General features: G+C 52.2%; 23 protein-coding genes and 2 pseudogenes. 16 read left to right on the plus strand and 9 right to left on the minus strand.

Annotated elements, in window-relative coordinates; genetic code table 11:
• The first annotated feature begins 150 nt into the window (after positions 1–150).
• On the plus strand, positions 151–495 hold the full coding sequence (gene yajD, locus JTI98_RS16850; RefSeq protein WP_042319478.1) for an HNH nuclease YajD: 345 nt from the start codon (positions 151–153) through the stop codon (positions 493–495).
• 54 nt (positions 496–549) lie between these two features.
• Here yajD and JTI98_RS16855 read toward each other — a convergent pair whose 3' ends face one another.
• Together JTI98_RS16855 and msrB are read right to left on the minus strand one after the other, a co-directional pair.
• Positions 550–825: a YeaC family protein gene (locus tag JTI98_RS16855; RefSeq protein ID WP_043000919.1), complete on the minus strand. Its 276-nt coding sequence runs from the start codon at positions 823–825 to the stop codon at positions 550–552.
• A 41-nt stretch (positions 826–866) separates the two neighbouring features.
• A complete protein-coding gene (gene msrB / locus JTI98_RS16860) occupies positions 867–1,280 on the minus strand; it encodes a peptide-methionine (R)-S-oxide reductase MsrB (protein WP_043000920.1) in 414 nt (137 codons plus the stop codon).
• Positions 1,281–1,623: 343 nt separating this feature from the next.
• Here msrB and gapA point away from each other — a divergent pair, with 343 nt between their 5' ends.
• Both gapA and JTI98_RS16870 read left to right on the plus strand, forming a co-directional pair.
• Positions 1,624–2,619 carry a glyceraldehyde-3-phosphate dehydrogenase gene (gene gapA / locus JTI98_RS16865; RefSeq protein WP_043000921.1) on the plus strand — a complete coding sequence of 332 codons (996 nt, stop codon included), beginning with the start codon at positions 1,624–1,626 and terminating at the stop codon, positions 2,617–2,619.
• 85 nt (positions 2,620–2,704) lie between these two features.
• Positions 2,705–3,589: a D-hexose-6-phosphate mutarotase gene (locus JTI98_RS16870; RefSeq protein WP_216081564.1), complete on the plus strand. Its 885-nt coding sequence runs from the start codon at positions 2,705–2,707 to the stop codon at positions 3,587–3,589.
• Positions 3,590–3,695: 106 nt separating this feature from the next.
• Here the strand turns inward: JTI98_RS16870 and JTI98_RS16875 are convergent, their stop codons facing one another.
• On the minus strand, positions 3,696–4,550 hold the full coding sequence (locus JTI98_RS16875; RefSeq protein ID WP_216081565.1) for an aldo/keto reductase: 855 nt from the start codon (positions 4,548–4,550) through the stop codon (positions 3,696–3,698).
• Positions 4,551–4,800: 250 nt separating this feature from the next.
• Here JTI98_RS16875 and JTI98_RS21275 point away from each other — a divergent pair.
• Both JTI98_RS21275 and JTI98_RS16880 read left to right on the plus strand, forming a co-directional pair.
• Positions 4,801–5,154: pseudogene (locus JTI98_RS21275) on the plus strand (hypothetical protein).
• Complete coding sequence (locus tag JTI98_RS16880) at positions 5,154–5,657, plus strand: YbjP/YqhG family protein (protein WP_216081566.1); 504 nt, start codon at positions 5,154–5,156, stop codon at positions 5,655–5,657. Before JTI98_RS21275 ends, JTI98_RS16880 begins: the two are co-directional and overlap by 1 nt.
• A gap of 60 nt (positions 5,658–5,717) precedes the next feature.
• On the opposite strand, the gene JTI98_RS16885 is transcribed toward JTI98_RS16880, so the two are convergent.
• Positions 5,718–6,464, minus strand: coding sequence for a MipA/OmpV family protein (locus JTI98_RS16885; protein ID WP_043000925.1), 747 nt, complete (start codon positions 6,462–6,464; stop codon positions 5,718–5,720).
• A 444-nt stretch (positions 6,465–6,908) separates the two neighbouring features.
• Between JTI98_RS16885 and yeaG the strand changes: the two genes are divergently transcribed.
• The 4 genes from yeaG (at position 6,909) to JTI98_RS16905 (ending at position 12,503) form a co-directional block, all read left to right on the plus strand.
• On the plus strand, positions 6,909–8,843 hold the full coding sequence (gene yeaG, locus JTI98_RS16890) for a protein kinase YeaG (protein WP_043000926.1): 1,935 nt from the start codon (positions 6,909–6,911) through the stop codon (positions 8,841–8,843).
• 204 nt (positions 8,844–9,047) lie between these two features.
• Positions 9,048–10,331 carry a YeaH/YhbH family protein gene (locus JTI98_RS16895; RefSeq protein ID WP_043000927.1) on the plus strand — a complete coding sequence of 428 codons (1,284 nt, stop codon included), beginning with the start codon at positions 9,048–9,050 and terminating at the stop codon, positions 10,329–10,331.
• A 137-nt stretch (positions 10,332–10,468) separates the two neighbouring features.
• A complete protein-coding gene (dgcJ, locus tag JTI98_RS16900) occupies positions 10,469–11,959 on the plus strand; it encodes a diguanylate cyclase DgcJ (RefSeq protein ID WP_216081567.1) in 1,491 nt (496 codons plus the stop codon).
• Between the two features lie 40 nt (positions 11,960–11,999).
• Positions 12,000–12,503 (plus strand): YbaK/prolyl-tRNA synthetase associated domain-containing protein, encoded by a 504-nt coding sequence (locus tag JTI98_RS16905; protein ID WP_216081568.1) that lies wholly within the window; start codon positions 12,000–12,002, stop codon positions 12,501–12,503.
• Positions 12,504–12,507: 4 nt separating this feature from the next.
• Here JTI98_RS16905 and yoaI read toward each other — a convergent pair whose 3' ends face one another.
• Positions 12,508–12,612, minus strand: a complete 105-nt coding sequence (yoaI, locus tag JTI98_RS16910) for a small membrane protein YoaI (RefSeq protein ID WP_086512617.1) — start codon at positions 12,610–12,612, stop codon at positions 12,508–12,510.
• 203 nt (positions 12,613–12,815) lie between these two features.
• Between yoaI and JTI98_RS16915 the strand changes: the two genes are divergently transcribed.
• A complete protein-coding gene (locus tag JTI98_RS16915) occupies positions 12,816–13,262 on the plus strand; it encodes a DUF441 domain-containing protein (RefSeq protein WP_043000929.1) in 447 nt (148 codons plus the stop codon).
• On the opposite strand, the gene JTI98_RS16920 is transcribed toward JTI98_RS16915, so the two are convergent.
• Positions 13,243–14,037, minus strand: a complete 795-nt coding sequence (locus JTI98_RS16920) for a helix-turn-helix transcriptional regulator (RefSeq protein ID WP_099434077.1) — start codon at positions 14,035–14,037, stop codon at positions 13,243–13,245. The two genes, JTI98_RS16915 and JTI98_RS16920, sit on opposite strands and share 20 nt — an antisense overlap.
• A 99-nt stretch (positions 14,038–14,136) precedes the next feature.
• Here JTI98_RS16920 and JTI98_RS16925 point away from each other — a divergent pair, with 99 nt between their 5' ends.
• A complete protein-coding gene (locus JTI98_RS16925) occupies positions 14,137–15,318 on the plus strand; it encodes a CynX/NimT family MFS transporter (protein ID WP_216081569.1) in 1,182 nt (393 codons plus the stop codon).
• A 35-nt stretch (positions 15,319–15,353) separates the two neighbouring features.
• Here JTI98_RS16925 and JTI98_RS16930 read toward each other — a convergent pair whose 3' ends face one another.
• On the minus strand, positions 15,354–16,061 hold the full coding sequence (locus JTI98_RS16930) for a CTP synthase (protein ID WP_216081570.1): 708 nt from the start codon (positions 16,059–16,061) through the stop codon (positions 15,354–15,356).
• Positions 16,062–16,215: 154 nt separating this feature from the next.
• Here JTI98_RS16930 and JTI98_RS16935 point away from each other — a divergent pair, with 154 nt between their 5' ends.
• The gene (locus JTI98_RS16935) at positions 16,216–16,725 is read left to right on the plus strand and encodes a DUF523 domain-containing protein (RefSeq protein WP_044254892.1); all 510 of its coding nucleotides are present in this window, start codon (positions 16,216–16,218) and stop codon (positions 16,723–16,725) included.
• Positions 16,709–17,056, plus strand: coding sequence for a DUF488 domain-containing protein (locus JTI98_RS16940; RefSeq protein ID WP_216081571.1), 348 nt, complete (start codon positions 16,709–16,711; stop codon positions 17,054–17,056). Before JTI98_RS16935 ends, JTI98_RS16940 begins: the two co-directional genes overlap by 17 nt.
• Here the strand turns inward: JTI98_RS16940 and JTI98_RS16945 are convergent.
• Positions 17,042–17,353: a hypothetical protein gene (locus JTI98_RS16945; RefSeq protein ID WP_044328184.1), complete on the minus strand. Its 312-nt coding sequence runs from the start codon at positions 17,351–17,353 to the stop codon at positions 17,042–17,044. The genes JTI98_RS16940 and JTI98_RS16945 overlap by 15 nt on opposite strands.
• Before the next feature lie 188 nt (positions 17,354–17,541).
• On the opposite strand from JTI98_RS16945, the gene JTI98_RS16950 reads away from it, so the two are divergent.
• Entirely contained in the window at positions 17,542–17,640 is a 99-nt protein-coding gene (locus JTI98_RS16950; protein WP_042287604.1) for a YoaK family small membrane protein, read from the plus strand.
• 140 nt (positions 17,641–17,780) lie between these two features.
• Here JTI98_RS16950 and JTI98_RS16955 read toward each other — a convergent pair whose 3' ends face one another.
• Entirely contained in the window at positions 17,781–18,029 is a 249-nt protein-coding gene (locus JTI98_RS16955) for a GlsB/YeaQ/YmgE family stress response membrane protein (protein WP_043000937.1), read from the minus strand.
• 462 nt (positions 18,030–18,491) lie between these two features.
• Here JTI98_RS16955 and fdhF point away from each other — a divergent pair, with 462 nt between their 5' ends.
• Entirely contained in the window at positions 18,492–20,639 is a 2,148-nt protein-coding gene (gene fdhF, locus JTI98_RS16960) for a formate dehydrogenase subunit alpha (RefSeq protein WP_058587944.1), read from the plus strand.
• A gap of 113 nt (positions 20,640–20,752) precedes the next feature.
• A pseudogene (locus JTI98_RS16965) lies at positions 20,753–20,959 on the plus strand (integrase); the annotation flags it as partial.
• Positions 20,960–20,988 lie beyond the last annotated feature (29 nt).

Genomic DNA, 20,988 nt, shown 5'->3' on the forward strand with positions numbered 1-20,988 from the left:
AAAAATGCCCTGCATGTCCGCATGGGGCATTTTTTTCGTAAGCGGTGGGATGGGGTGTGTCACACGAAACGGGATCGGTTATGATGGCCCCAACCCGTTGCGTCAGCGTTTGACGCATCGTTTCATTTTCAACTGGAGGCATGGGATTGTATGGCTTTTATCCCTAAAAATTACGCCCGTCTGGAAGTAGGTTACCGGGAAAAGGCGCTGAAACTCTTCCCGTGGGTCTGCGGCCGCTGCTCCCGCGAGTTTGTTTACTCAAACCTTCGCGAACTGACGGTGCACCATATCGATCACGATCATTCCAATAACCCGGAAGATGGCAGCAACTGGGAAATGTTGTGCCTGTACTGCCACGATCATGAGCATTCCAAATATACGGAAGCCGACCAGTATGGTTCCACGGTTGTAGCGGGCGAGGATGCGCAAAAGAGCGTCGGCGAAGCCACGTACAACCCTTTCGCAGACCTGAAAGCCATGCTGAATAAAAAATAATCCGCCGCGTTAGCCCAGCAGAGCGACAGAATGCCGGGCTTCCACGGTGCGCTATCAGGATTTGAACGTCGCAATTGGTTCTGGCGTGATGCCGAAATCCACTTTCAGCTGCTGTTTGCTCTTCATCACCATCTGCCCATTGGTGTCGATCGTCATATGTTGCGCATCCGTATTGTGGCGCGCCTGCCAGAGCATCACCAGTTGCAGACTATTATCTTTTTGCTCCGGGGTCAGCGCGACGCCGTCCGGCCATTTTCCCAGTTCAACGGCGGTGGATAAACGCTGATACACTTCCGGCGTCATGCTGTTAATTATCTCATCAAGATTCATGATAAGTCCGCTCCTATGGAATAATTTGCTGAATCGTTTTTTCAACCTTTCGTCTGGGCGCCGTTTTCGTCGTCGATGAAGCTCAGAGAAGCTGAATTGACACAGTAACGTTCGCCGGTGGGTTGCGGACCATCGGGGAAGACATGCCCCAGGTGCGCATCGCAGTTTCCACAGCGAATTTCAATGCGTTGCATACCGTGTGAAAAGTCCTTGATGTAACGAATCGACTCTTCACTTACCGGCTCGTAGAAGCTCGGCCAGCCGCAGCCGGAATCGTATTTGGACTGGGAGGTAAACAGCGGCGCATCGCAGATCAAACAATGATAGACGCCGTCACGTTTGTTATGCAGTAACTGCCCGGTAAACGGCGGTTCTGTACCGTGATTCTGCGTCACGTAGAACTGCATTTCAGACAGGTTTTTTTTCAGATCTTCTGCAGAAGGTTTGTTCGCCATTTTGCTCACATCTCACTTTTCATGACGCTGACATTGCGCGACAGATTCTAACAAAACATTAACACCTGAGTGCAGACTTTTGTTCTAAACTTGATCCTTGCGAAATGGCAGCTTGTGAATCGTGATGCGAATCACATTTTTATCTCAGTTGCCCTTTAAAATTCGGGGCGCCGCCCCCATGTGGTTTCAAGCCCAATGGAAGAGTGAGGCGAGTCAGCCGTGCAAAGCTTGTACAGAGGATTGATTTGTCGCAATGATTGACACGATTCCGCTTGACGCTGCGTAAGGTTTTTGTAATTTTACAGGCAACCTTTTATTCACTAACAAATAGCTGGTGGAATATATGACTATCAAAGTAGGTATCAACGGTTTTGGCCGTATCGGTCGCATTGTTTTCCGTGCTGCTCAGAAACGTTCTGACATCGAGATCGTTGCAATCAACGACCTGTTAGACGCTGATTACATGGCTTACATGCTGAAATATGACTCCACTCACGGCCGTTTCGACGGTACCGTTGAAGTGAAAGACGGTCATCTGATCGTTAACGGTAAAAAAATCCGTGTTACCGCTGAACGCGATCCGGCTAACCTGAAATGGGACGAAGTTGGTGTTGACGTAGTAGCTGAAGCGACCGGTATCTTCCTGACCGACGAGACTGCTCGTAAGCACATCACTGCTGGCGCGAAAAAAGTCGTACTGACTGGTCCGTCCAAAGATAACACCCCGATGTTTGTTAAAGGCGCTAACTTTGACAAATATGCTGGCCAGGACATCGTTTCCAACGCATCCTGCACCACCAACTGCCTGGCTCCGCTGGCTAAAGTCATCAACGACAACTTCGGCATCATCGAAGGTCTGATGACCACTGTTCACGCAACCACCGCTACTCAGAAAACCGTTGATGGCCCGTCTCACAAAGACTGGCGTGGCGGCCGTGGCGCGGCTCAGAACATCATCCCGTCCTCTACCGGTGCAGCTAAAGCTGTAGGTAAAGTACTGCCAGAACTGAATGGCAAACTGACTGGTATGGCGTTCCGTGTTCCGACTCCGAACGTATCCGTTGTTGACCTGACCGTTCGTCTGGAAAAAGCGGCTTCTTATGAAGACATTAAGAAAGCCATCAAAGCAGCTTCCGAAGGCCCGATGAAAGGCGTTCTGGGTTACACCGAAGACGACGTTGTATCTACCGATTTCAACGGCGAAGTTTGCACTTCCGTGTTCGATGCTAAAGCGGGTATCGCTCTGAACGACAACTTCGTGAAACTGGTCTCCTGGTACGACAACGAAACCGGTTATTCCAACAAAGTTCTGGACCTGATCGCTCACATCTCCAAATAAGTTGAGATGAGAAACTGATCCAAAAAGGCGACTTCGGTCGCCTTTTTTTATGGCTTTTCGCTACGGTTGAATCAAGGATTGCATCATGATTAATAAAATTTTTGCACTTCCAGTCATTGAACATATTACCCCTGTCCTCTCCCGCCGTCAGCTTGACGAGCTGGACCTGATCGTCGTCGACCACCCGCAGGTAAAAGCGTCTTTTGCGTTACAGGGCGCGCACCTGCTCTCCTGGAAACCAGCCGGAGAAGAAGAGGTTCTGTGGTTGAGCAACAACACTCCGTTTAAAAATGGCATCGCGCTGCGCGGCGGCGTGCCGATTTGCTGGCCGTGGTTTGGTCCGGCGGCACAGCAAGGACTGCCTTCTCACGGCTTTGCCCGTAACCTGCCGTGGACGCTGAAAGCGCATAATGAAGACGACAACGGCGCAGTGCTGACGTTTGAACTGCAAAGCACTGAAGAGACACTGAAACTGTGGCCACATGATTTCACCCTGCTGGCGCGCTTTAAAGTAGGCAAAACCTGCGAGATTGAGCTTGAAGCGCACGGTGAATTTGAAACGACCTCTGCGCTGCATACCTATTTCAACGTTGGCGATATCGCGACGGTGAAAGTCAGCGGCCTGGGCGATCGTTTCATCGATAAAGTGAATGATGCGAAAGAAGACGTCCTGACTGATGGCGTACAGGCGTTTCCGGATCGTACTGACCGTGTCTATCTGAACCCGGAAGCCTGCAGCGTGATTCACGATGCCACACTGAATCGTAACATCGACGTTGTACATCATCACCATCTCAATGTGGTCGGCTGGAACCCTGGCCCGGCGCTGTCTGTGAGCATGGGCGATATGCCGGATGATGGCTATAAAACCTTTGTGTGCGTAGAAACGGCGTATGCCACCGCCGCACAGAAGGCCACCGAAGAAAAACCTTCTCGCCTGGCGCAAACCATTCGCGTTGCGAAGCGCTAAGCATGATTGTGGTTGAGATGTCACAGGCCTGACAGGTCGTCATCTGGCATTGTTTGCCGGATGGCGATGCCAGCGCATCTTATCCGGCCAACGAGTCAAAACCTCATCAGACCATATCCAGCGCCGTTTTGCCTCTCGGCGCGGGATACGCCTTATCCAGTGCGGCGAGTTCCTGAGCGGAAAGCGTAATGCTCAGCGCCGCCGCATTTTGCTGTACATGCTCCACGCTTGCCGCTTTTGGAATCGCCATCACTCCGTGATGACTGATGACCCACGCCAGCAGGATCTGCGCAGTTGATGCATCGTGCGCATGCGCAATCTCATTGACCACCGGATGATTCAATAAACCGCTGCGTAAACGTCCGGCCTGCGCCAACGGGCTGTAAGCCATTACGGGAAGCTGATGTTGCTGACACCACGGTAATAAATCGTATTCAATGCCGCGTGAAGCCAGATGATACAGCACCTGATTGGTCGCACACTGCCTGCCGCCCGGAATCTGCCACAGCGCCTGCATATCGTCGACGTCAAGATTGGACACTCCCCAGCGACGAATTTTACCCTGAGCCATCAGGGTTTCCATCGACTTGACCGTCTCGGCGAAGGAGAAGTTGCCTGACCAGTGCAATAAATAGAGATCCAGATAGTCGGTTTTCAGACGACGCAGACTGGCCTCACAGGCGGCAATCGCTTTTTGCCCACCCGCGTTCCATGGGTAAACCTTCGACACCAGGAACACGTGTTCACGCAGTCCGTTGAGCGCCTCACCGACCACCTCTTCCGCTCCGCCATCGGCATACATTTCAGCGGTATCGATGAGCGTTAGCCCCAGATCCACGCCCGCACGAAGTGCAGACACTTCCGCCCGGCGGTGACCGGCATTTTCACCCATGTACCATGTCCCCTGCCCGATCGCAGGTAGAACAACTCCACCAGCGAAGACAACCTGTTTATCTGTCATCACGTTCTCCTTAGTTGTGCACCACCGTAATGCAAAACAGGGCGCAAGTGCCCTGTTTTGATGCACAGATTGCACTCTCAGGGCTCAGTTAAAACTTAGGCATATTCACACTTCCAGGGAAGCGCAATTTATGTTGGACAATATTTTTCAGGAGCATCCCCATAATACCACCCGGCACAAAATGACTAACCCTGCTAATTAATAAAGGTGTCTATTGGTTATTCCACATGTTTACTATGGATAATACTTTATGGGATGGAATACCAGGAATGCTGGAAACTGGGCAAAAAACCACGCCGAACCGGGTCCAACCAATAACTGCGCAACATACGTGCGTAGAGCAATTCACGCGGGCGGAGTTATTGTGACCAATACACATAATGCTAAAGATGACGGCTCGATACTGGAGGCGGCTGGCTTTAGAAAAATTGCACCGACACACGACGTTGGCGTTATCCAGCCATAAAAAGGCGGACATGCCGCTGGCCACATGGCGATATTCGATGGTCAGGACTGGTACTCTGACTTCAAACAAAGGGACTTCTGGGGAGGACCTGGCTATCGCTCATCGAAACCGCCTTATCAAATGTACAGGAAAAAGTAATGCGCCTCTTTTTTGTCGTATCCATGGTGTATTTACTCGCGTCCTGCGTTTCAGGAGGCGATGATGCCGAAAAACGCGTAGCTGATTTTTATCGCTACTATTTACCTGTTTTTGCCAATAGCCCCGGCAAAATAAAGCCAGATCCTGAGAAAATGCATGATTACGTCTCCCGCGAAACGTTAACTCAACTTGATGTTATTTCACATATTTATGAACAAGAAATCATCGACACTGACTATTATACGTACGCGCAGGACTATTCGGTTGACTGGATCCCTTTATTGAAGGTGGGTAAAGCACAAGACGTTGACGGTAGTCAATACGTTACGGTTTGGCTTGGATGCGAAAACGACAGAACCTATCAGATAGGCGTCTATCTGAAGAAAGAAGACAGGAGATGGAAAATCTACAGAGTCAAAAACATCACCGATGGCTATGAGCACTTTATATTTGACAGGCAGGCTATTGAAAAAGCAAAGCAACATGCCAAAGAGGTCGAATGACTCTGTGACAAAAAAGCCCGCGCTGCGGGCTTTTATCGATTGCACTGTGATAACGCACAATCAGAACTTATAGGTGATTCCGGTAGAAATCAGACCAGTCCAGGATTTATCCACCATCGGGCTGTCGGTAATTTCATCAGACAGACGGGTGTAGCGTGCGGTACCGTAAACGCTCCAGTCACCGAGGAAGTTGTAGTTCGCGCTCAGTTCCAGGTACGGATTCCAGCTATCGTCCGGGTTGTAACCCCGCATACCACTGCGTGAGGATTCTTTACGTGACACGCCGTAGTAGTAGTCGTTCTGATTTTCACTGTTCCACTCCACACCGATACCCGGCGTCAGGGTCAGGCCGCCGTTGGTATAGCGGTACAGCCAGGCCAGATCCCAGACGATGCCGTTACTGTTGTCCAGCGTATCCCCGGCGAGCGTGGTACGCAGGAAACCATATTCGGTATGGTGAGAGTATGATAAGCCCGCCATCATGGTGCTCTTACGCTTATCAAGACGACGCATCTGACGATCGTCGCTGTCACCCGGTTTAAAATACATCGGGGACCAGTAGGCGGTGATCGACAACTTATCTGCGGCGTCGTTCCACAGGTAGTACCCACCACCCAGACCACGGAACCAGAAGTTATCGCCTTCGTAATTAATCACCGGAACCGGATAAACATCCGCGTCGTAATCTTTATATGGGTGTTCAACCACACCAACGCCAGCGCCAAGCGTCAGGTTGCTTTCAGCATGCACCACGGTAGCAGACGATGCGATTAACACGCCAAGTGCCAGAAGTTTGAGTTTGGTCACAATCCATCTTTCCTTTTTCAAATGTTCAGCGGCAAAAGTGTAACCGCCAATACGTTACAACCCAACCATTTTACAAATTAATGAAAGAATGTAACCGTCTAATTTTGCAGGCTGAGATGACACTTGGCTTACAGTGCGGTGAAAACGGTGTGATCTTCCACTGCATTATTTACATTTGCTATGCACTTTTTGCGGATGAGTTATTGATATGCCATTGAAAATCATTTGCGGGTGCATGCAAGTTTTGCAAATGCCATCTACGCTTTAGTTTAGAAGTTGTATCGCCGGGCACGTTGGTCTCACGCGGTGAAAGCTGGCATGAGAGTTGCTGTTTTTTTGATACGAGACAGTAAATGACGTCGTTCAGTCTACCTCTTCCGGGAGCCTCTACTATTCATATGAACGGCTCTTAACCTGTGCTAAAAAACGAAAGGACGGCATATCATGAATATATTCGATCACTATCGCCAGCGTTATGAAGCTGCCAAGGACGAAGAGTTCACACTGCAGGAGTTTCTTACCACTTGTCGGCAAGATCGCAGTGCTTATGCCAACGCGGCAGAACGGCTATTGATGGCTATTGGTGAGCCCGTCATGGTCGACACTGCCCAGGAACCCCGACTTTCTCGCCTCTTCTCGAACCGGGTCATTGCACGTTACCCGGCATTTGAAGAGTTTTACGGCATGGAAGACGCGATCGAACAGATTGTCTCTTATCTGAAACACGCGGCTCAGGGGCTGGAAGAGAAGAAACAGATCCTGTATCTGTTGGGGCCTGTAGGGGGCGGGAAGTCATCGCTTGCCGAACGACTGAAATCGTTGATGCAGCGTGTCCCGATTTATGTGCTGAGCGCCAACGGTGAACGCAGCCCGGTGAACGATCATCCGTTGTGCCTGTTTAATCCGCAAGAAGATACCCAGATTCTGGAAAAAGAGTACGGCATTCCGCGCCGTTATCTCGGCACCATTATGTCACCGTGGGCGGCCAAACGCCTGCATGAGTTTGGTGGAGATATCACCAAATTCCGCGTGGTGAAAGTGTGGCCGTCGATTCTTGCGCAAATCGCGATTGCCAAAACGGAACCGGGCGATGAGAACAACCAGGACATCTCCGCGCTGGTCGGGAAAGTGGATATTCGTAAACTCGAACACCACGCACAAAACGATCCGGACGCATATGGCTATTCCGGCGCATTGTGCCGGGCCAACCAGGGGATCATGGAATTCGTCGAGATGTTCAAAGCACCGATTAAAGTGCTGCATCCGCTGCTGACCGCCACTCAGGAAGGTAACTACAACGGCACTGAGGGGATCTCCGCCCTGCCGTTTAACGGCATCATTCTCGCCCACTCGAACGAATCGGAATGGGTGACGTTCCGTAACAACAAAAACAACGAAGCCTTCCTCGACCGTGTTTACATCGTGAAGGTACCGTACTGCTTACGCATTTCCGAAGAGATCAAAATCTACGAGAAATTGCTCAACCACAGCGAACTGACGCATGCGCCGTGCGCGCCGGGAACGCTGGAAACGCTGGCACGTTTCTCGATTCTCTCCCGCCTGAAAGATCCGGAAAACTCGAGTATCTACTCGAAAATGCGCGTCTATGATGGTGAGAGTCTGAAAGATACCGATCCGAAAGCGAAGTCGTATCAGGAATACCGCGACTACTCCGGCGTCGATGAAGGGATGAACGGTCTGTCGACCCGTTTCGCGTTTAAAATTCTCTCGCGCGTCTTTAACTTTGATCATGTCGAAGTCGCTGCGAACCCGGTTCATCTGTTCTATGTACTGGAACAGCAGATCGAGCGCGAACAGTTCCCGCAGGAGCAAGCTGAGCGTTATCTCGAGTTCCTGAAAGGCTATCTGATCCCGAAATACGCCGAGTTTATTGGTAAAGAGATCCAGACCGCCTATCTCGAGTCCTACTCGGAATACGGACAGAATATTTTCGACCGTTATGTCACGTATGCCGACTTCTGGATTCAGGATCAGGAATACCGCGATCCGGATACCGGTCAGTTGTTTGACCGTGAATCGCTGAACGCGGAGCTGGAGAAAATTGAGAAACCGGCGGGGATCAGCAACCCGAAAGATTTCCGTAATGAAATCGTCAACTTTGTGCTGCGTGCGAGAGCGAACAACAGCGGACGAAATCCGAACTGGACCAGCTATGAAAAACTGCGCACGGTCATTGAGAAGAAAATGTTCTCCAATACCGAAGAGCTGCTGCCGGTCATTTCGTTCAATGCCAAAACCTCGACCGATGAGCAGAAGAAACACGACGACTTTGTCGACCGGATGATGGAGAAAGGCTACACCCGTAAACAGGTGCGTTTACTGTGCGAATGGTATCTGCGCGTACGTAAATCGTCTTAACAGCATAAATGACCCGGAAGATTTTCTCCGTTTACCGGGCAAATAGTTCGTTTGTACGCGAAATCATTCAAGGTGTATCAAGGCGGCAAATGAGTGAATCCCCAGGAGCGTACATAAGTACGTGACTGGGGTGAGCGAATGCAGCCACGCCGGGATAACGTGAAGGATGAAGCGTAAAGTTGGCAAATGCAGTACGGGGGGCATATGACCTGGTTCATTGACCGACGACTTAACGGCAAAAATAAGAGCACGGTTAACCGCCAGCGCTTTTTACGCCGTTATAAAGCACAAATTAAACAGTCGATCTCCGAGGCCATTAACAAGCGTTCGGTGACCGATGTAGACAGCGGTGAATCTGTCTCCATTCCGACGGAAGATATCAGCGAACCGATGTTTCATCAGGGGCGCGGCGGCCTGCGCCATCGCGTTCACCCAGGTAACGACCATTTCGTACAAAATGACCGTATCGAGCGTCCGCAGGGCGGAGGCGGCGGTTCAGGTAGCGGACAGGGCCAGGCCAGTCAGGACGGTGAAGGCCAGGATGAATTCGTCTTTCAGATCTCTAAAGACGAATACCTGGATCTGCTTTTCGAAGATTTAGCGCTGCCTAACCTGAAACAAAACCAGCAGCGCCAGCTTACGGAGTATAAAACGCACCGGGCGGGTTATACCGCCAACGGCGTTCCGGCCAATATCAGCGTCGTGCGTTCGCTGCAAAATTCTCTCGCCCGGCGCACGGCCATGACGGCCGGCAAACGACGCGAGTTACACGCGCTGGAACAGGATCTCGACACCATCAGCAAAAGCGAACCGGCGCAACTGCTGGAGGAGGAACGATTACGCAAAGAGATTGCTGAGCTGCGGGCCAAGATAGAACGCGTGCCGTTTATCGACACCTTCGACTTGCGCTACAAAAATTATGAGAAGCGTCCCGATCCGTCCAGCCAGGCGGTGATGTTCTGCCTGATGGACGTCTCCGGCTCCATGGATCAGTCGACGAAAGACATGGCCAAACGCTTTTATATTCTGCTCTACCTGTTTTTGAGCCGAACCTATAAGAATGTGGAAGTGGTCTATATTCGTCACCACACCCAGGCAAAAGAGGTCGATGAGCATGAGTTCTTCTACTCTCAGGAAACCGGGGGAACCATTGTTTCCAGCGCCCTGAAGTTGATGGATGACGTTGTGAAAGAACGTTACGATCCTGCGCAGTGGAACATCTACGCCGCACAAGCATCGGATGGGGATAACTGGGCAGATGACTCTCCGCTGTGCCATGAGATTCTGGCGAAGAAACTGCTGCCGGTGGTTCGTTACTACAGTTATATCGAAATTACCCGCCGCGCGCATCAAACCCTGTGGCGCGAATATGAACATCTGCAAGCCACGTTTGATAATTTTGCGATGCAACATATTCGCGATCAGGATGATATTTACCCGGTGTTCCGCGAACTTTTTCATAAACAAGGTGCCACCAGCACCAATTAAACGACAGCCAGCCAGGAAAATAATCTCCTGGCTGGTTCATTTCATGCCTTTTGCACTCCATATCCCCGCTGGCCGGTAGGTTGCACCTGTGACGTATGATAAAATAGATTATCTGACCTGGAGAGTTGTTGTTTATCATGAAATTGCCCCATAAAGCGCTCAGGCTCTTTATTTCCGCAAGCGTTGTCGTTTTGACATCTTCCTTTTTGATCTATGAACTTATTGCCAGCTATAAGTCAATGAATGGCTATATGCGCTATATCATCGAAAAAGCAGACTCCTCATTTCTGTATGATAAATACCAGAATCAGAGCATTGCCGCCCATCTGATGCGCACACTGGCAACACCCGAGAAAACGCTCCCGGCGGATACCCGCCATACCCTTTGTCAGTCGTTTGAAAGTATTAACTCGGTGTATGGTTTGAATCTGACGCAGCATAATTATCCCGCGCTCCATGGTACGTTACAAACCTCCATTGATGACTGTGCGCGTATCGCGGACGATGTGTTGTTGCTTCCTGCTTTTGATCAGGCCGTGAAGGTTAACCGGGAACAGATTGATTATGGAAAAGGTCTCGCCACGTCAGAAGAGAAATTTCATTATTATCTGGATTTACAAAATCAATATATTTATTTCTATGATCCGATCAATACGCGTCAGTTTGCCATGCATCACTGGGCTTTTTTACAGAAAGGCTCATTAGGTATTCATCAGGCCGATATTGATGAATTGTTTTCTGGACGTACTGTGCTGTCGAGTATCTATCAGGATGATCGTACCGAACTTAACGTGATGAGTTTTTTAACACCGGTCTATCTGCACGGTAAGTTAAAAGGCATCGTGATGGTGGATATTAATAAGCACAACTTGCAAAATATTGTTTTTACTCACGACCGCCCACTGGTCTGGCGTTATCTCAATGCCAGCGTCACCGATACCGACTCGGATAAGACGATTATTATTCATCAAAGCGAGAATAATCTTTTCCCGTACGTCAATTACATCAGCGATCTTCCTGGTGGTCTGCACGTCGAGCTGTCACTCGATATCTTGTATTTCATTGTCTCGTCCTGGAAGCTGTTTCTGTTTTACCTTCTGGCAACTGCCCTGCTCCTCAATATGGTCCGGCTGCATTTTCGCCTTTACCATAATGTTACCCGTGAAAATATCAGCGATGCGATGACAGGCCTGTATAACCGTAAAATTTTAACCCCGACGCTTGAGCAGCGATTACAGCGATTTGTCAGCACCGGAACGCCAGTGACCTTTATCGCTATCGATCTCGATAAGCTGAAGATGATTAACGATACGCAGGGACACCACGAGGGCGATCGGGCGATCACCTTACTGGCAAATGCGATTGAGGCGTCGGTGCGCAAAAGCGATTACGCCATCCGTCTGGGCGGCGATGAATTTTGCATCATTCTGGTGGACGCACAGCCAGATATGGCGGCTCGTCTGCCGGAACGGATAGCCAACCACCTGCGGACCGTGGCACCTGAGAAGGATATTCGTTTTTCATCAGGCAGCTATAGCATGCAGCCGAACGATTCGCTGCATGATGCCTACACCGCTTCTGACGAGCAACTCTACCTCAACAAGCATCAAAATCGTCAGCGTTCATGATAATCTTTACCGTGTTTTTTCGCGCAAACAGGAGTAAAAAATGAGCGAAATGGAGAAAGGCAGCAAAACCCATCAGCGTTTACTCGATTTATTGTCTCTGGAGGGCGCCCGTTATCGCGTCGTCAGCCATGAGGCTGTTGGGAAATGCGAGGCCGTATCAGAAATTCGGGGCACCGCACTGGGTCAGGGAGCAAAGGCGCTGGTCTGCAAAGTTAAAGGGAATGGGGTAAATCAGCATGTACTGGCTATTTTACCTGCCGACCAACAGGCCGATCTTGGTCAACTGGCGACGTATCTTGGCGGTCTGCGTGCGTCCCTTGCCAGCCCGGCAGAAGTGGACGAACTCACCGGTTGCGTATTTGGCGCGATCCCGCCTTTCAGTTTTCATCCACAGTTAATGCTGGTCGCCGATCCGCTGCTGTTCGAACGTTATCGTGAAATCGCCTTTAACGCCGGCGTGCTCACGAAATCGATTATTCTCAATACTGACGATTATCTGCGTATTGCCCGGCCAGAGTTGGTGGCATTTCACCGCGCATCGTAAGCGTTCAGCTACCACGTTCGAGAATTAAAACAGAAATCACGATAACGGCGGCGATAGCGAAAAAGGATGAACTAATAATGAGCGTTTCAATAAACATCTGATCGTTCATGGCTACACCTCAAAATGAGCGAGACCGGTTCATCTGCTATTGATAGTCCGCAATAATGGCAATTTGATGACAAAATAAAAAATTGCCTGTTTTTCGCCGTCAGGCATTTGCCCGAAATAGCCAGCAGATTCTAAAAAAGTCTGTTCTGCGTGGCGTTTGGGCGTAAAGTAAACAGGCTTAACTTTTTTGGCAAGGAAACCACGATGTTTGATGTCACTCTGCTGATCCTGCTCGGACTGGCAGCTCTGGGCTTTGTCAGCCATAACACCACTGTCGCCGTTTCAATTCTGGTGCTGATTATTGTCCGCGTTACCCCGCTCAATACCTTTTTCCCGTGGATTGAAAAACAGGGGCTGACCATCGGGATTATTATCCTGACAATCGGCGTCATGGCGCCTATCGCCAGCGGGACACTGCCACCTTCCACCTTGATCCACTCTTTCCTTAACTGGAAATCGCTGGTGGCGATTGTGGTTGGCGTGGTGGTCTCCTGGCTCGGCGGCCGCGGCGTGACGCTGATGGGCAGCCAGCCACAGCTGGTCGCCGGTTTGCTGGTCGGTACCGTGCTTGGCGTGGCCCTGTTTCGCGGTGTACCTGTTGGTCCGCTTATCGCGGCCGGTCTGGTCTCGCTTATTGTGGGAAGGCAGTAGTCAATCCCGCCAGATAACGGCCTGGCGTCTGTCCCAGGCCTTTTTTGAACATGGTGATAAACGCCGTGGTCGAATCATACCCCAACAGTTGCGCCACCTGCTGCACGTTCTGCCCGCCGACCAGGGCCTGTAGGGCCAGAATGAGCTGTAGCTGATGTCGCCAGCGACGAAAGCTGAGCCCTGTCTCTTTCACCACCAGTCGGGCAAGGTTACGCTCGCTCATCGCAAATACGCTGGCCCACTGCCCCAGCGTTTGCCATTGCGCCGGTTCGCGCGCCATGGTGTCAACCATCCGGCGGATCTTCGGGTGCGCTGAAACCGGCAGTTGCATCTGCTCCTGCGGTTGTTGCGGAAGTTCATCAAATAAGACCTGCGTCAGGCGCTGCGTTTGCGGCTCTGCCCGCTGAGCGTCACTACGCATCGCCAGCGAGAGGATCAGCTCCCGACAAAGCGGAGAAATTTTTAACGTACAGCAACGTCCCGGTAATGTGACGGCATCCGGTTCGATAAAGAGAAAGCAGAGCTCCGCGCCTGCCGTTACGTGATTGCTGTGGGGAATGCCGCCGGGGATCCAGACCGCGTACTGCGGCGGCACCATCCACATAGCGCATTCAACATCACAGGTGATAGCCCCATGCAGTGCCATAATCAGTTGCCCTTTACGATGCTGGTGCTGCGCGCTAAACAGCTCATCAGGGCGAGCGCGGATACGAAACGCCACGGCAGCATCGTGGTGCAGATCGGGGTCATATCCGTCGAGTCGCAGGCTGTACATCTTTTTGTCCGAATTTAGCGATAAACTGTCATTTTAGCTTGATTCACAACACAGATAAACGCGGTAAGGTACGGCCTCACCTGTTGATATGAGAGAACAATGACTTCTTCACCACCACGCGGCAACCACGGTGCCCTGCTGATTGCCGGTATCCTGATGATTGCCACCACGCTGCGCGTGACGTTTACCGGCGCCGCCCCTTTACTGGAAGCGATTCGCACGGACTATGGTCTTACGACCGCCCAGACGGGATTATTAACCACCCTGCCGCTGCTGGCGTTTGCGCTGGTTTCTCCGCTTGCCGCCGGCATTGCCCGCCGTATTGGCATGGAACGCAGTCTCTTCGCGGCAATGCTGCTGATTTGCGGCGGGGTTGCCGTGCGCTCACTGCCGGACGCCTCTTTACTGTTTCTTGGCACTGCCATCATCGGCTGCGGTATCGCCCTCGGCAACGTGCTGCTGCCAGGGCTTATCAAACGCGATTTCTCGCAGCACGTCGCCAGACTGACCGGTGCTTATTCCCTGACGATGGGGGCTGCCGCCGCGTTGGGCTCCGCGCTGGTGGTTCCACTGGCGCTGAGCGGGTTTGGCTGGCGCGGGGCGTTGCTGCTGTTGATGGTGTTTCCGCTACTGGCGTTGCTGATCTGGCTGCCGCAGTGGCGTCATACCGCCCACGCGAACGTAACCACCTCGCGCACCCTGCACGCACGCGGCATCTGGCGTTCACCGCTGGCCTGGCAGGTGACGTTATTTCTTGGAATTAACTCGCTTATCTATTACGTGATTATCGGCTGGCTGCCAGCAATTTTAATTAGCCACGGCTACAGCGAGGCGCAGGCCGGTTCGCTGCATGGTTTGCTCCAGTTAGCAACCGCCTCTCCCGGTTTACTCATTCCGCTGGTGCTGCACCGTTTTCACGATCAGCGCTGCATCGCCGCACTGGTGTCGTTGATGTGCGCTGTGGGTGCCGCTGGCTTCTGGTTTATGCCGGATCAGGCGGTGCTATGGACGCTGCTGTTTGGATTCGGCTCCGGTGCAACGATGATTCTGGGGCTGACCTTTATCGGCCTGCGCGCCAGTTCTGCGCATCAGGCAGCAGCGCTTTCCGGCATGGCGCAATCCGTCGGTTATCTGTTAGCCGCTTGCGGGCCGCCGCTGATGGGCGGGATCCATGACGCCCAGGGAGACTGGCAGATCCCGCTGCTGACCGTTGCGGCGCTGGCGATAGCGATGGCGATATTCGGTTTCTATGCGGGACGAAATAAAGAGATTACCGCCTGATAAGCTCAGGGCAGACGTGATGTCTGCCCTACTGATTAGCCTCGCGCAGCGCGCAGCATCGCTTGCGCCAGGGGAACCGGTTTCCCCGCAAGAGCGCCACGTTCGGGCTGGAAAAGCGTGGCAACAAAGAACGGATGCGTCACCAATTCCACCGCCCGAATATCCCCGTTATCATCCCAGCCGGTCACTCGCAGATCACCGCTATCCAGTTCAGCCGCAAACGCCTCAGCAATGCCGTAGTTACACTGATAGCCCTCCGAAATCACCGGCTGACCATAGGCTTTAGCAATCAGCGTATTGGGCCGCAGTTCAACTTCGTCGGTTTTTTCCACCAGCGAACAGGAAAGTGGCGCAATAACCATCCGGCCTGCTGTGTCAGTTTCCGCATGGGCAGCATCTGACCAGCCCAGCACATTACGCGCATATTCAAGGATGGCGTGTTGAAAACCGCCACAGGTTCCCAGGAAAGGAATGCTGTTTTCGCGGGCATAACGGATGGCCGTCAACGCGCCTTCGGTATTTTTATAGGGGCTGCCAGGCACCACCCAGATGGCGTCATAGCCCACCAAATCTTCTGCACTGGTGATTTCAGTGCTGGACAGCCAGTCGTAATCCGCCAGCAGTTCCAGAACCGCAGCAGCGTCGTCGATGGCCAGAGGAATCGCCTGATGCGCCGTGATGCCAGCGTTGTAATCACCCACCAGCGCAATCCGCAGCGTATCTTTTACAGGGGATATTTCCATGGAGAATTCCTTACGTCAGAACAATTGGGGACAACATAAGGAACCTCAGCCTACCGATCTTTTACTGCCATCACAATCCCTTAATTTAGGGATGAACGCATGCGAAGTGATATAGTGATCGGGAGTAGTTTTTCTGCCGGACGAGGCAAATGCGATGAAAAGTAAGGTTTTAGTGAGCGCTTGCCTGATGGGGCTGAAGGTGCGTTATAACGGCAGCGAGAAAGCGCATCCCGCTGCGATACTGGCGCGTTTGCAGGCAGAACAGCGTCTGGTCATCCATTGCCCTGAACTGGCCGCAGGCTTGCCGACACCACGCCCACCGGCGGAAATTGTTCGGGCCGATGGCAACGATGTGATGCACGAGCGCGCATCCATTGTGGAAAAGAACGGTCAAGATGTCACCGGGCACTATCAGCTTGCCGCCTGGCTGGCGCTGCGCACGGCACAGGAGACCGGCTGTGACGTTGCGCTACTCACCGACGGCAGCCCGACATGCGGCAGTCAGTTTATCTACGACGGCAGCTTCAGCGGACAACGTCATCCCGGTATGGGAGTGGCCACCGCGCTGCTACGCCAGCACGGAATCACGGTTTTTTCCGACCAACAGCTCGATGAGTTTTGCGCCTGGATTGAGGAGAATGACAAGCATGAATATTCAGTGTAAACGCGTCTACGACCCGGCAGAAGACAGCGACGGCTACCGGGTGCTGGTTGACCGACTGTGGCCACGCGGGATCAAAAAAGCGGATCTCGTGCTCAATGAGTGGGTCAAAGCGCTCACTCCCTCGACAGAGCTGCGCAAAGCTTTTCACGCAGAAACGATCGATTTTCAGCATTTTACTGAGCAGTACCGCGCGGAACTTGTCACGCAGAAGAAGGAAGGCGAGCGGCTGGCGCAGATTGCCCGCCAGCAGACACTGACGCTGCTGTATGCCGCCAAAAACAGAGAACAAAATCACGCCCTTGTGCTGGCAGACTGGCTACGCGAGTTGTGATTCGCGGGTAACCGTCGATTCAGGCTGAATATCCGGCAACAGAGGCATCAAGTGTTCCGCTCTGACCCAAGCAAAACCCTGCTGCCCGTTTGCCGACACCACCTCCCCCGTCACCAGCCAGAGCGCACGCGGCGTCTCTTTCGGCAGCATGGTGGTAAATCCATTAACGGGATTAATAAATACCTCACCCGGCTGGCAGAGATGGAATAATTCCACCGTCTTGCCGATATTGCCGCGTCCGGCCGATGTTTTCGCACCAATAATCAGCGCCAGGGTGCCCGGCTTTAGCTGGAACATACTTCTCTCGTTGCGCGCTTGCGACTGTGTTTAAGATAATTCTGAGAAATAATAGCCTGCCGAAAGCGTACTTGTCACGTCCTGGCGACTCGCAGAATAAGCGAAAAGCGTGAGGACAAAACCCCTTTTGTCACCCATTAACCCCTGTTATCCTTGCAGCTCTTTGCATAATTCAGACAGGTGATCGCATGAGACTGGGCATACTGTTTCCCGTCGTCATTTTTATTACGGCCGTGGTTTTTTTGGCCTGGTTTTTTATCGGTGGCTATGCCGCACCGGGGGCGTAAATCATGAAAAAAACGACGCTGATTATGATTGTCGTCGCGATAGTCGTGGTGCTGGGTACCGAACTGGATTGGTGGTGACGCCAGGCCTGAAATGACAAAGGCCACCCTCAGGTCGCCTTTTGTCAGTCAATTATTGCGCCTTAGCTTTTGATTTTTCTGTAAATAAGCAGGACGACGATAGCACCAATAACCGCCACCACAAAGCTGCCGAAATTAAAGCCATCGACTTTCCCAAAACCAAGCAGCGTACTGATCCAGCCGCCCACTACGGCACCGACGATCCCCAGAATGATCGTCATAAAGAATCCACCACCATCCTTACCAGGCATAATCCACTTCGCCAGAATACCTGCAATCAAACCAAAAATAATCCATGAAATAATGCCCATTTTTTCCTCACTTATCGATTTTACAGTAGCGGTTTATTCGCCGTTAAAAAGGATAGCACAATGTCAGGAAATTGAAGTTTGTGATGAACATCACTTAATTTAGCTTTCTGATTTCTCCCACAAAAGTTGGGGTTGCAAGTTTAGATGATAAAGATTATCTTTCTCATCACTGAATAGTTGAGTAAATAACTCGGGTATTCAGTACGACATTGCTCACATTGCTTCCAGTATGTCTTGCCCGCCTCTGTGCGGGCTTTTTTTTGACGTCCGTTCGTCATTTATGTCGAATCCTCTGTCATTTTTCCTGCAGCTTGTGCCTCGTTCCGCGTCAGCCCAGGCTTTGCCACTCTGGCACGTATTGTGCTTATCCCCTGCGTCATGACGACAACCCGAAGCTTCAGCCTTTGCGCTCAGGCTTCGCCACAATTCGCGCTATTTCAGCTTTTAACAGGTCTGTTATTGATGAAAAAAATCACCAGTGTTTGCCCCTATTGTGGGGCCGGGTGCAAGCTCAAGCTTGTTGTTGAGAATAATAAAATCCTCCGCGCCGAAGCGGCGGAGGGCATAACCAACCAGAACCAACTTTGTCTGAAAGGGTACTATGGTTGGGATTTCCTTAACGATACCCGCCTTTTGACTCCCCGCCTCACCCGCCCATTGATCCGCTACCAGAAAGGCGACAAATTTACCCCGGTCACCTGGGATGAAGCGATTCGCTATACCGCCCGACGTTTACTGGAAATTCGCGACAGCGCGGGCCCCCGCGCCATTATGACAACCGGTTCCTCTCGCGGTACCGGCAATGAAACCAACTATGTGATGCAGAAATTCGCGCGTGCGGTTCTCAACACCAACAACGTGGACTGCTGCGCCCGCGTGTGTCACGGGCCTTCGGTCGCTGGCCTCCAGGAAACGCTGGGCAATGGTGCAATGAGTAATTCCATCAGCGACATCGAAAACTCAAAATGTCTGCTGATCTTCGGTTATAACTGCGCAGACTCTCACCCAATTGTGGCGCGCCGGGTGATCAAAGCGCGGCAGAATGGCGCGAAGATCATCGTCTGCGATCCCCGCCGTATTGAAACTGCTCGCATTGCTGACCAGCATCTGCAACTGAATAACGGTTGCAACATGGCGCTGGTGAATGCGTTTGGTTACGTCCTCATTGACGAACTGCTTTACGACAAGGAGTACGTGAATAAGCACACGCAGGGGCTGGATGGTTACTGGCAAACGGTTAAAGACTATGCGCCGGAAGCGGTCGAGCATTTAACCGGCGTTCCGGCGTCGCAGGTTCGTCAGGCGATGCGGACCTTTGCCGCCGCCCCTTCCGCGACAGTGATGTGGGGAATGGGCGTGACGCAGTTCGGTCAGGCCGTGGACGTGGTGCGTGGATTATCGAGCCTTGCCCTGCTGACCGGTAACCTGGGTCGTCCACACGTCGGCGTCGGCCCGGTTCGCGGGCAGAACAACGTCCAGGGTGCCTGCGACATGGGCGTATTACCAAATCTTTTTCCGGGATATCAGGATGTCACCGATGCGGCCGTCAGAGAGAAGTTCGCCAGAGCCTGGGGCATTGACGCCAGCCGGATGGATGACAAGGTAGGCACACGCATTACCGAAGTCCCGCATCTGGCGCTGGAAGGGAAAATAAAAGCCTACTACATCATGGGGGAAGATCCGCTGCAAACGGAAGCCGATCTGGGGCTGGTGCGTGACGGTTTCGCGGCGCTGGATTTTGTCGTGGTGCAGGATATCTTTATGACCAAAACCGCCGAGATGGCGGACGTCATTTTACCCGCCACCTCCTGGGGCGAGCACGGCGGCGTATTCACCTGCGCCGATCGCGGCTTCCAGCGTTTCGAAAAGGCCGTTGACCCCACTGGCGACGTGAAGCGAGACTGGGAAATTATCAGCCTGCTCGCCAGTGAAATGGGCTATCCCATGCACTATCAAAACAATCAACAGATCTGGGATGAGATGCGTGAACTGTGTCCGCTGTTCTACGGCGTCACCTGGGAAAAGATGGGCGACATGGGGCATATCCAGTGGCCCTGCCCCGACCTCGACCATCCCGGCACACCCTATCTGTATGAAAACAGCCGCTTCGACACGCCAGACGGTAAAGGCAAGCTGTTTGCTGCACCCTGGCGCGCACCCGCGGAAGTGCCTGACGAGGCCTATCCGCTGGTTCTGTGTACGGTGCGCGAAGTCGGTCACTACTCCTGTCGTTCCATGACCGGCAACTGTGCCGCCCTGCAGGCGCTTGCCGATGAGCCAGGCTATGTGCAGATCAGCACGCAGGATGCGCAAAAGGCAGGAATTCGCCATCGCGACCTGGTGTGGGTCAGTTCACGTCGGGGAAAAGTGATCAGTCGGGCGGATGTCTCCGGGCGCATCAATCAGGGAGCGGTATACATGACCTATCAATGGTGGATTGGCGCGTGTAATGAACTCACGCAGGATAATCTCGACCCTATCTCAAAGACGCCGGAAACCAAGTATTGTGCGGTTAATGTCGAGAAGATCGACGATCAGTCGTGGGCTGAACGCTATGCCGCGCAGGCCTATAGTGACATGAAGACGCGCCTTTGCGAGGCGATAGGATAGCGGAACGGACGTAATAACGGGAGCCTGATGGCTCCCGTTCACATACAGCCCAGAATCTGGATTACATGTTTTTGATGATCGCATCTGCGGCTTCGAACTACTGCATGTGACGCATCAATTTTAGCAAAGCAAGAGACCTTGCAGGCATTGAATGGGGAGAAGGAACGCCAGCAATTTTCCATGAACAGAGATTATTATCTGAACGGCTGCACAAAGAACAGGGCTTAGATATACAAAAACTACCTGGCCATAAAACGCATCAACAAACCGAACGTTATCACGATGACTGCGGCAAAGGATGGAGCAAAGTAGCGTTGTGAAAATTTAAGCATCCCAACGCCACCTTGAA

Source organism: Citrobacter sp. MGH 55, from assembly GCF_016906145.1.
Lineage (GTDB): Bacteria > Pseudomonadota > Gammaproteobacteria > Enterobacterales > Enterobacteriaceae > Citrobacter_A > Citrobacter_A amalonaticus.

Coding starts and splice junctions, on each gene's coding strand:
- yeaG (WP_043000926.1), top strand. CDS start 6,909: ATGAATATATTCGATCACTATCGCCAGCGTTATGAAGCTGCCAAGGAC.
- JTI98_RS16930 (WP_216081570.1), bottom strand. CDS start 16,061: ATGGAAATATCCCCTGTAAAAGATACGCTGCGGATTGCGCTGGTGGGT.
- JTI98_RS16940 (WP_216081571.1), top strand. CDS start 16,709: ATGAATATTCAGTGTAAACGCGTCTACGACCCGGCAGAAGACAGCGAC.
- dgcJ (WP_216081567.1), top strand. CDS start 10,469: ATGAAATTGCCCCATAAAGCGCTCAGGCTCTTTATTTCCGCAAGCGTT.
- JTI98_RS16875 (WP_216081565.1), bottom strand. CDS start 4,550: ATGACAGATAAACAGGTTGTCTTCGCTGGTGGAGTTGTTCTACCTGCG.
- JTI98_RS16925 (WP_216081569.1), top strand. CDS start 14,137: ATGACTTCTTCACCACCACGCGGCAACCACGGTGCCCTGCTGATTGCC.
- gapA (WP_043000921.1), top strand. CDS start 1,624: ATGACTATCAAAGTAGGTATCAACGGTTTTGGCCGTATCGGTCGCATT.
- JTI98_RS16920 (WP_099434077.1), bottom strand. CDS start 14,037: ATGTACAGCCTGCGACTCGACGGATATGACCCCGATCTGCACCACGAT.
- JTI98_RS16905 (WP_216081568.1), top strand. CDS start 12,000: ATGAGCGAAATGGAGAAAGGCAGCAAAACCCATCAGCGTTTACTCGAT.
- JTI98_RS16935 (WP_044254892.1), top strand. CDS start 16,216: ATGAAAAGTAAGGTTTTAGTGAGCGCTTGCCTGATGGGGCTGAAGGTG.
- msrB (WP_043000920.1), bottom strand. CDS start 1,280: ATGGCGAACAAACCTTCTGCAGAAGATCTGAAAAAAAACCTGTCTGAA.
- JTI98_RS16855 (WP_043000919.1), bottom strand. CDS start 825: ATGAATCTTGATGAGATAATTAACAGCATGACGCCGGAAGTGTATCAG.
- JTI98_RS16880 (WP_216081566.1), top strand. CDS start 5,154: ATGCGCCTCTTTTTTGTCGTATCCATGGTGTATTTACTCGCGTCCTGC.
- JTI98_RS16915 (WP_043000929.1), top strand. CDS start 12,816: ATGTTTGATGTCACTCTGCTGATCCTGCTCGGACTGGCAGCTCTGGGC.
- yoaI (WP_086512617.1), bottom strand. CDS start 12,612: ATGAACGATCAGATGTTTATTGAAACGCTCATTATTAGTTCATCCTTT.
- JTI98_RS16950 (WP_042287604.1), top strand. CDS start 17,542: ATGAGACTGGGCATACTGTTTCCCGTCGTCATTTTTATTACGGCCGTG.
- fdhF (WP_058587944.1), top strand. CDS start 18,492: ATGAAAAAAATCACCAGTGTTTGCCCCTATTGTGGGGCCGGGTGCAAG.
- JTI98_RS16895 (WP_043000927.1), top strand. CDS start 9,048: ATGACCTGGTTCATTGACCGACGACTTAACGGCAAAAATAAGAGCACG.
- JTI98_RS16870 (WP_216081564.1), top strand. CDS start 2,705: ATGATTAATAAAATTTTTGCACTTCCAGTCATTGAACATATTACCCCT.
- JTI98_RS16955 (WP_043000937.1), bottom strand. CDS start 18,029: ATGGGCATTATTTCATGGATTATTTTTGGTTTGATTGCAGGTATTCTG.
- yajD (WP_042319478.1), top strand. CDS start 151: ATGGCTTTTATCCCTAAAAATTACGCCCGTCTGGAAGTAGGTTACCGG.
- JTI98_RS16945 (WP_044328184.1), bottom strand. CDS start 17,353: ATGTTCCAGCTAAAGCCGGGCACCCTGGCGCTGATTATTGGTGCGAAA.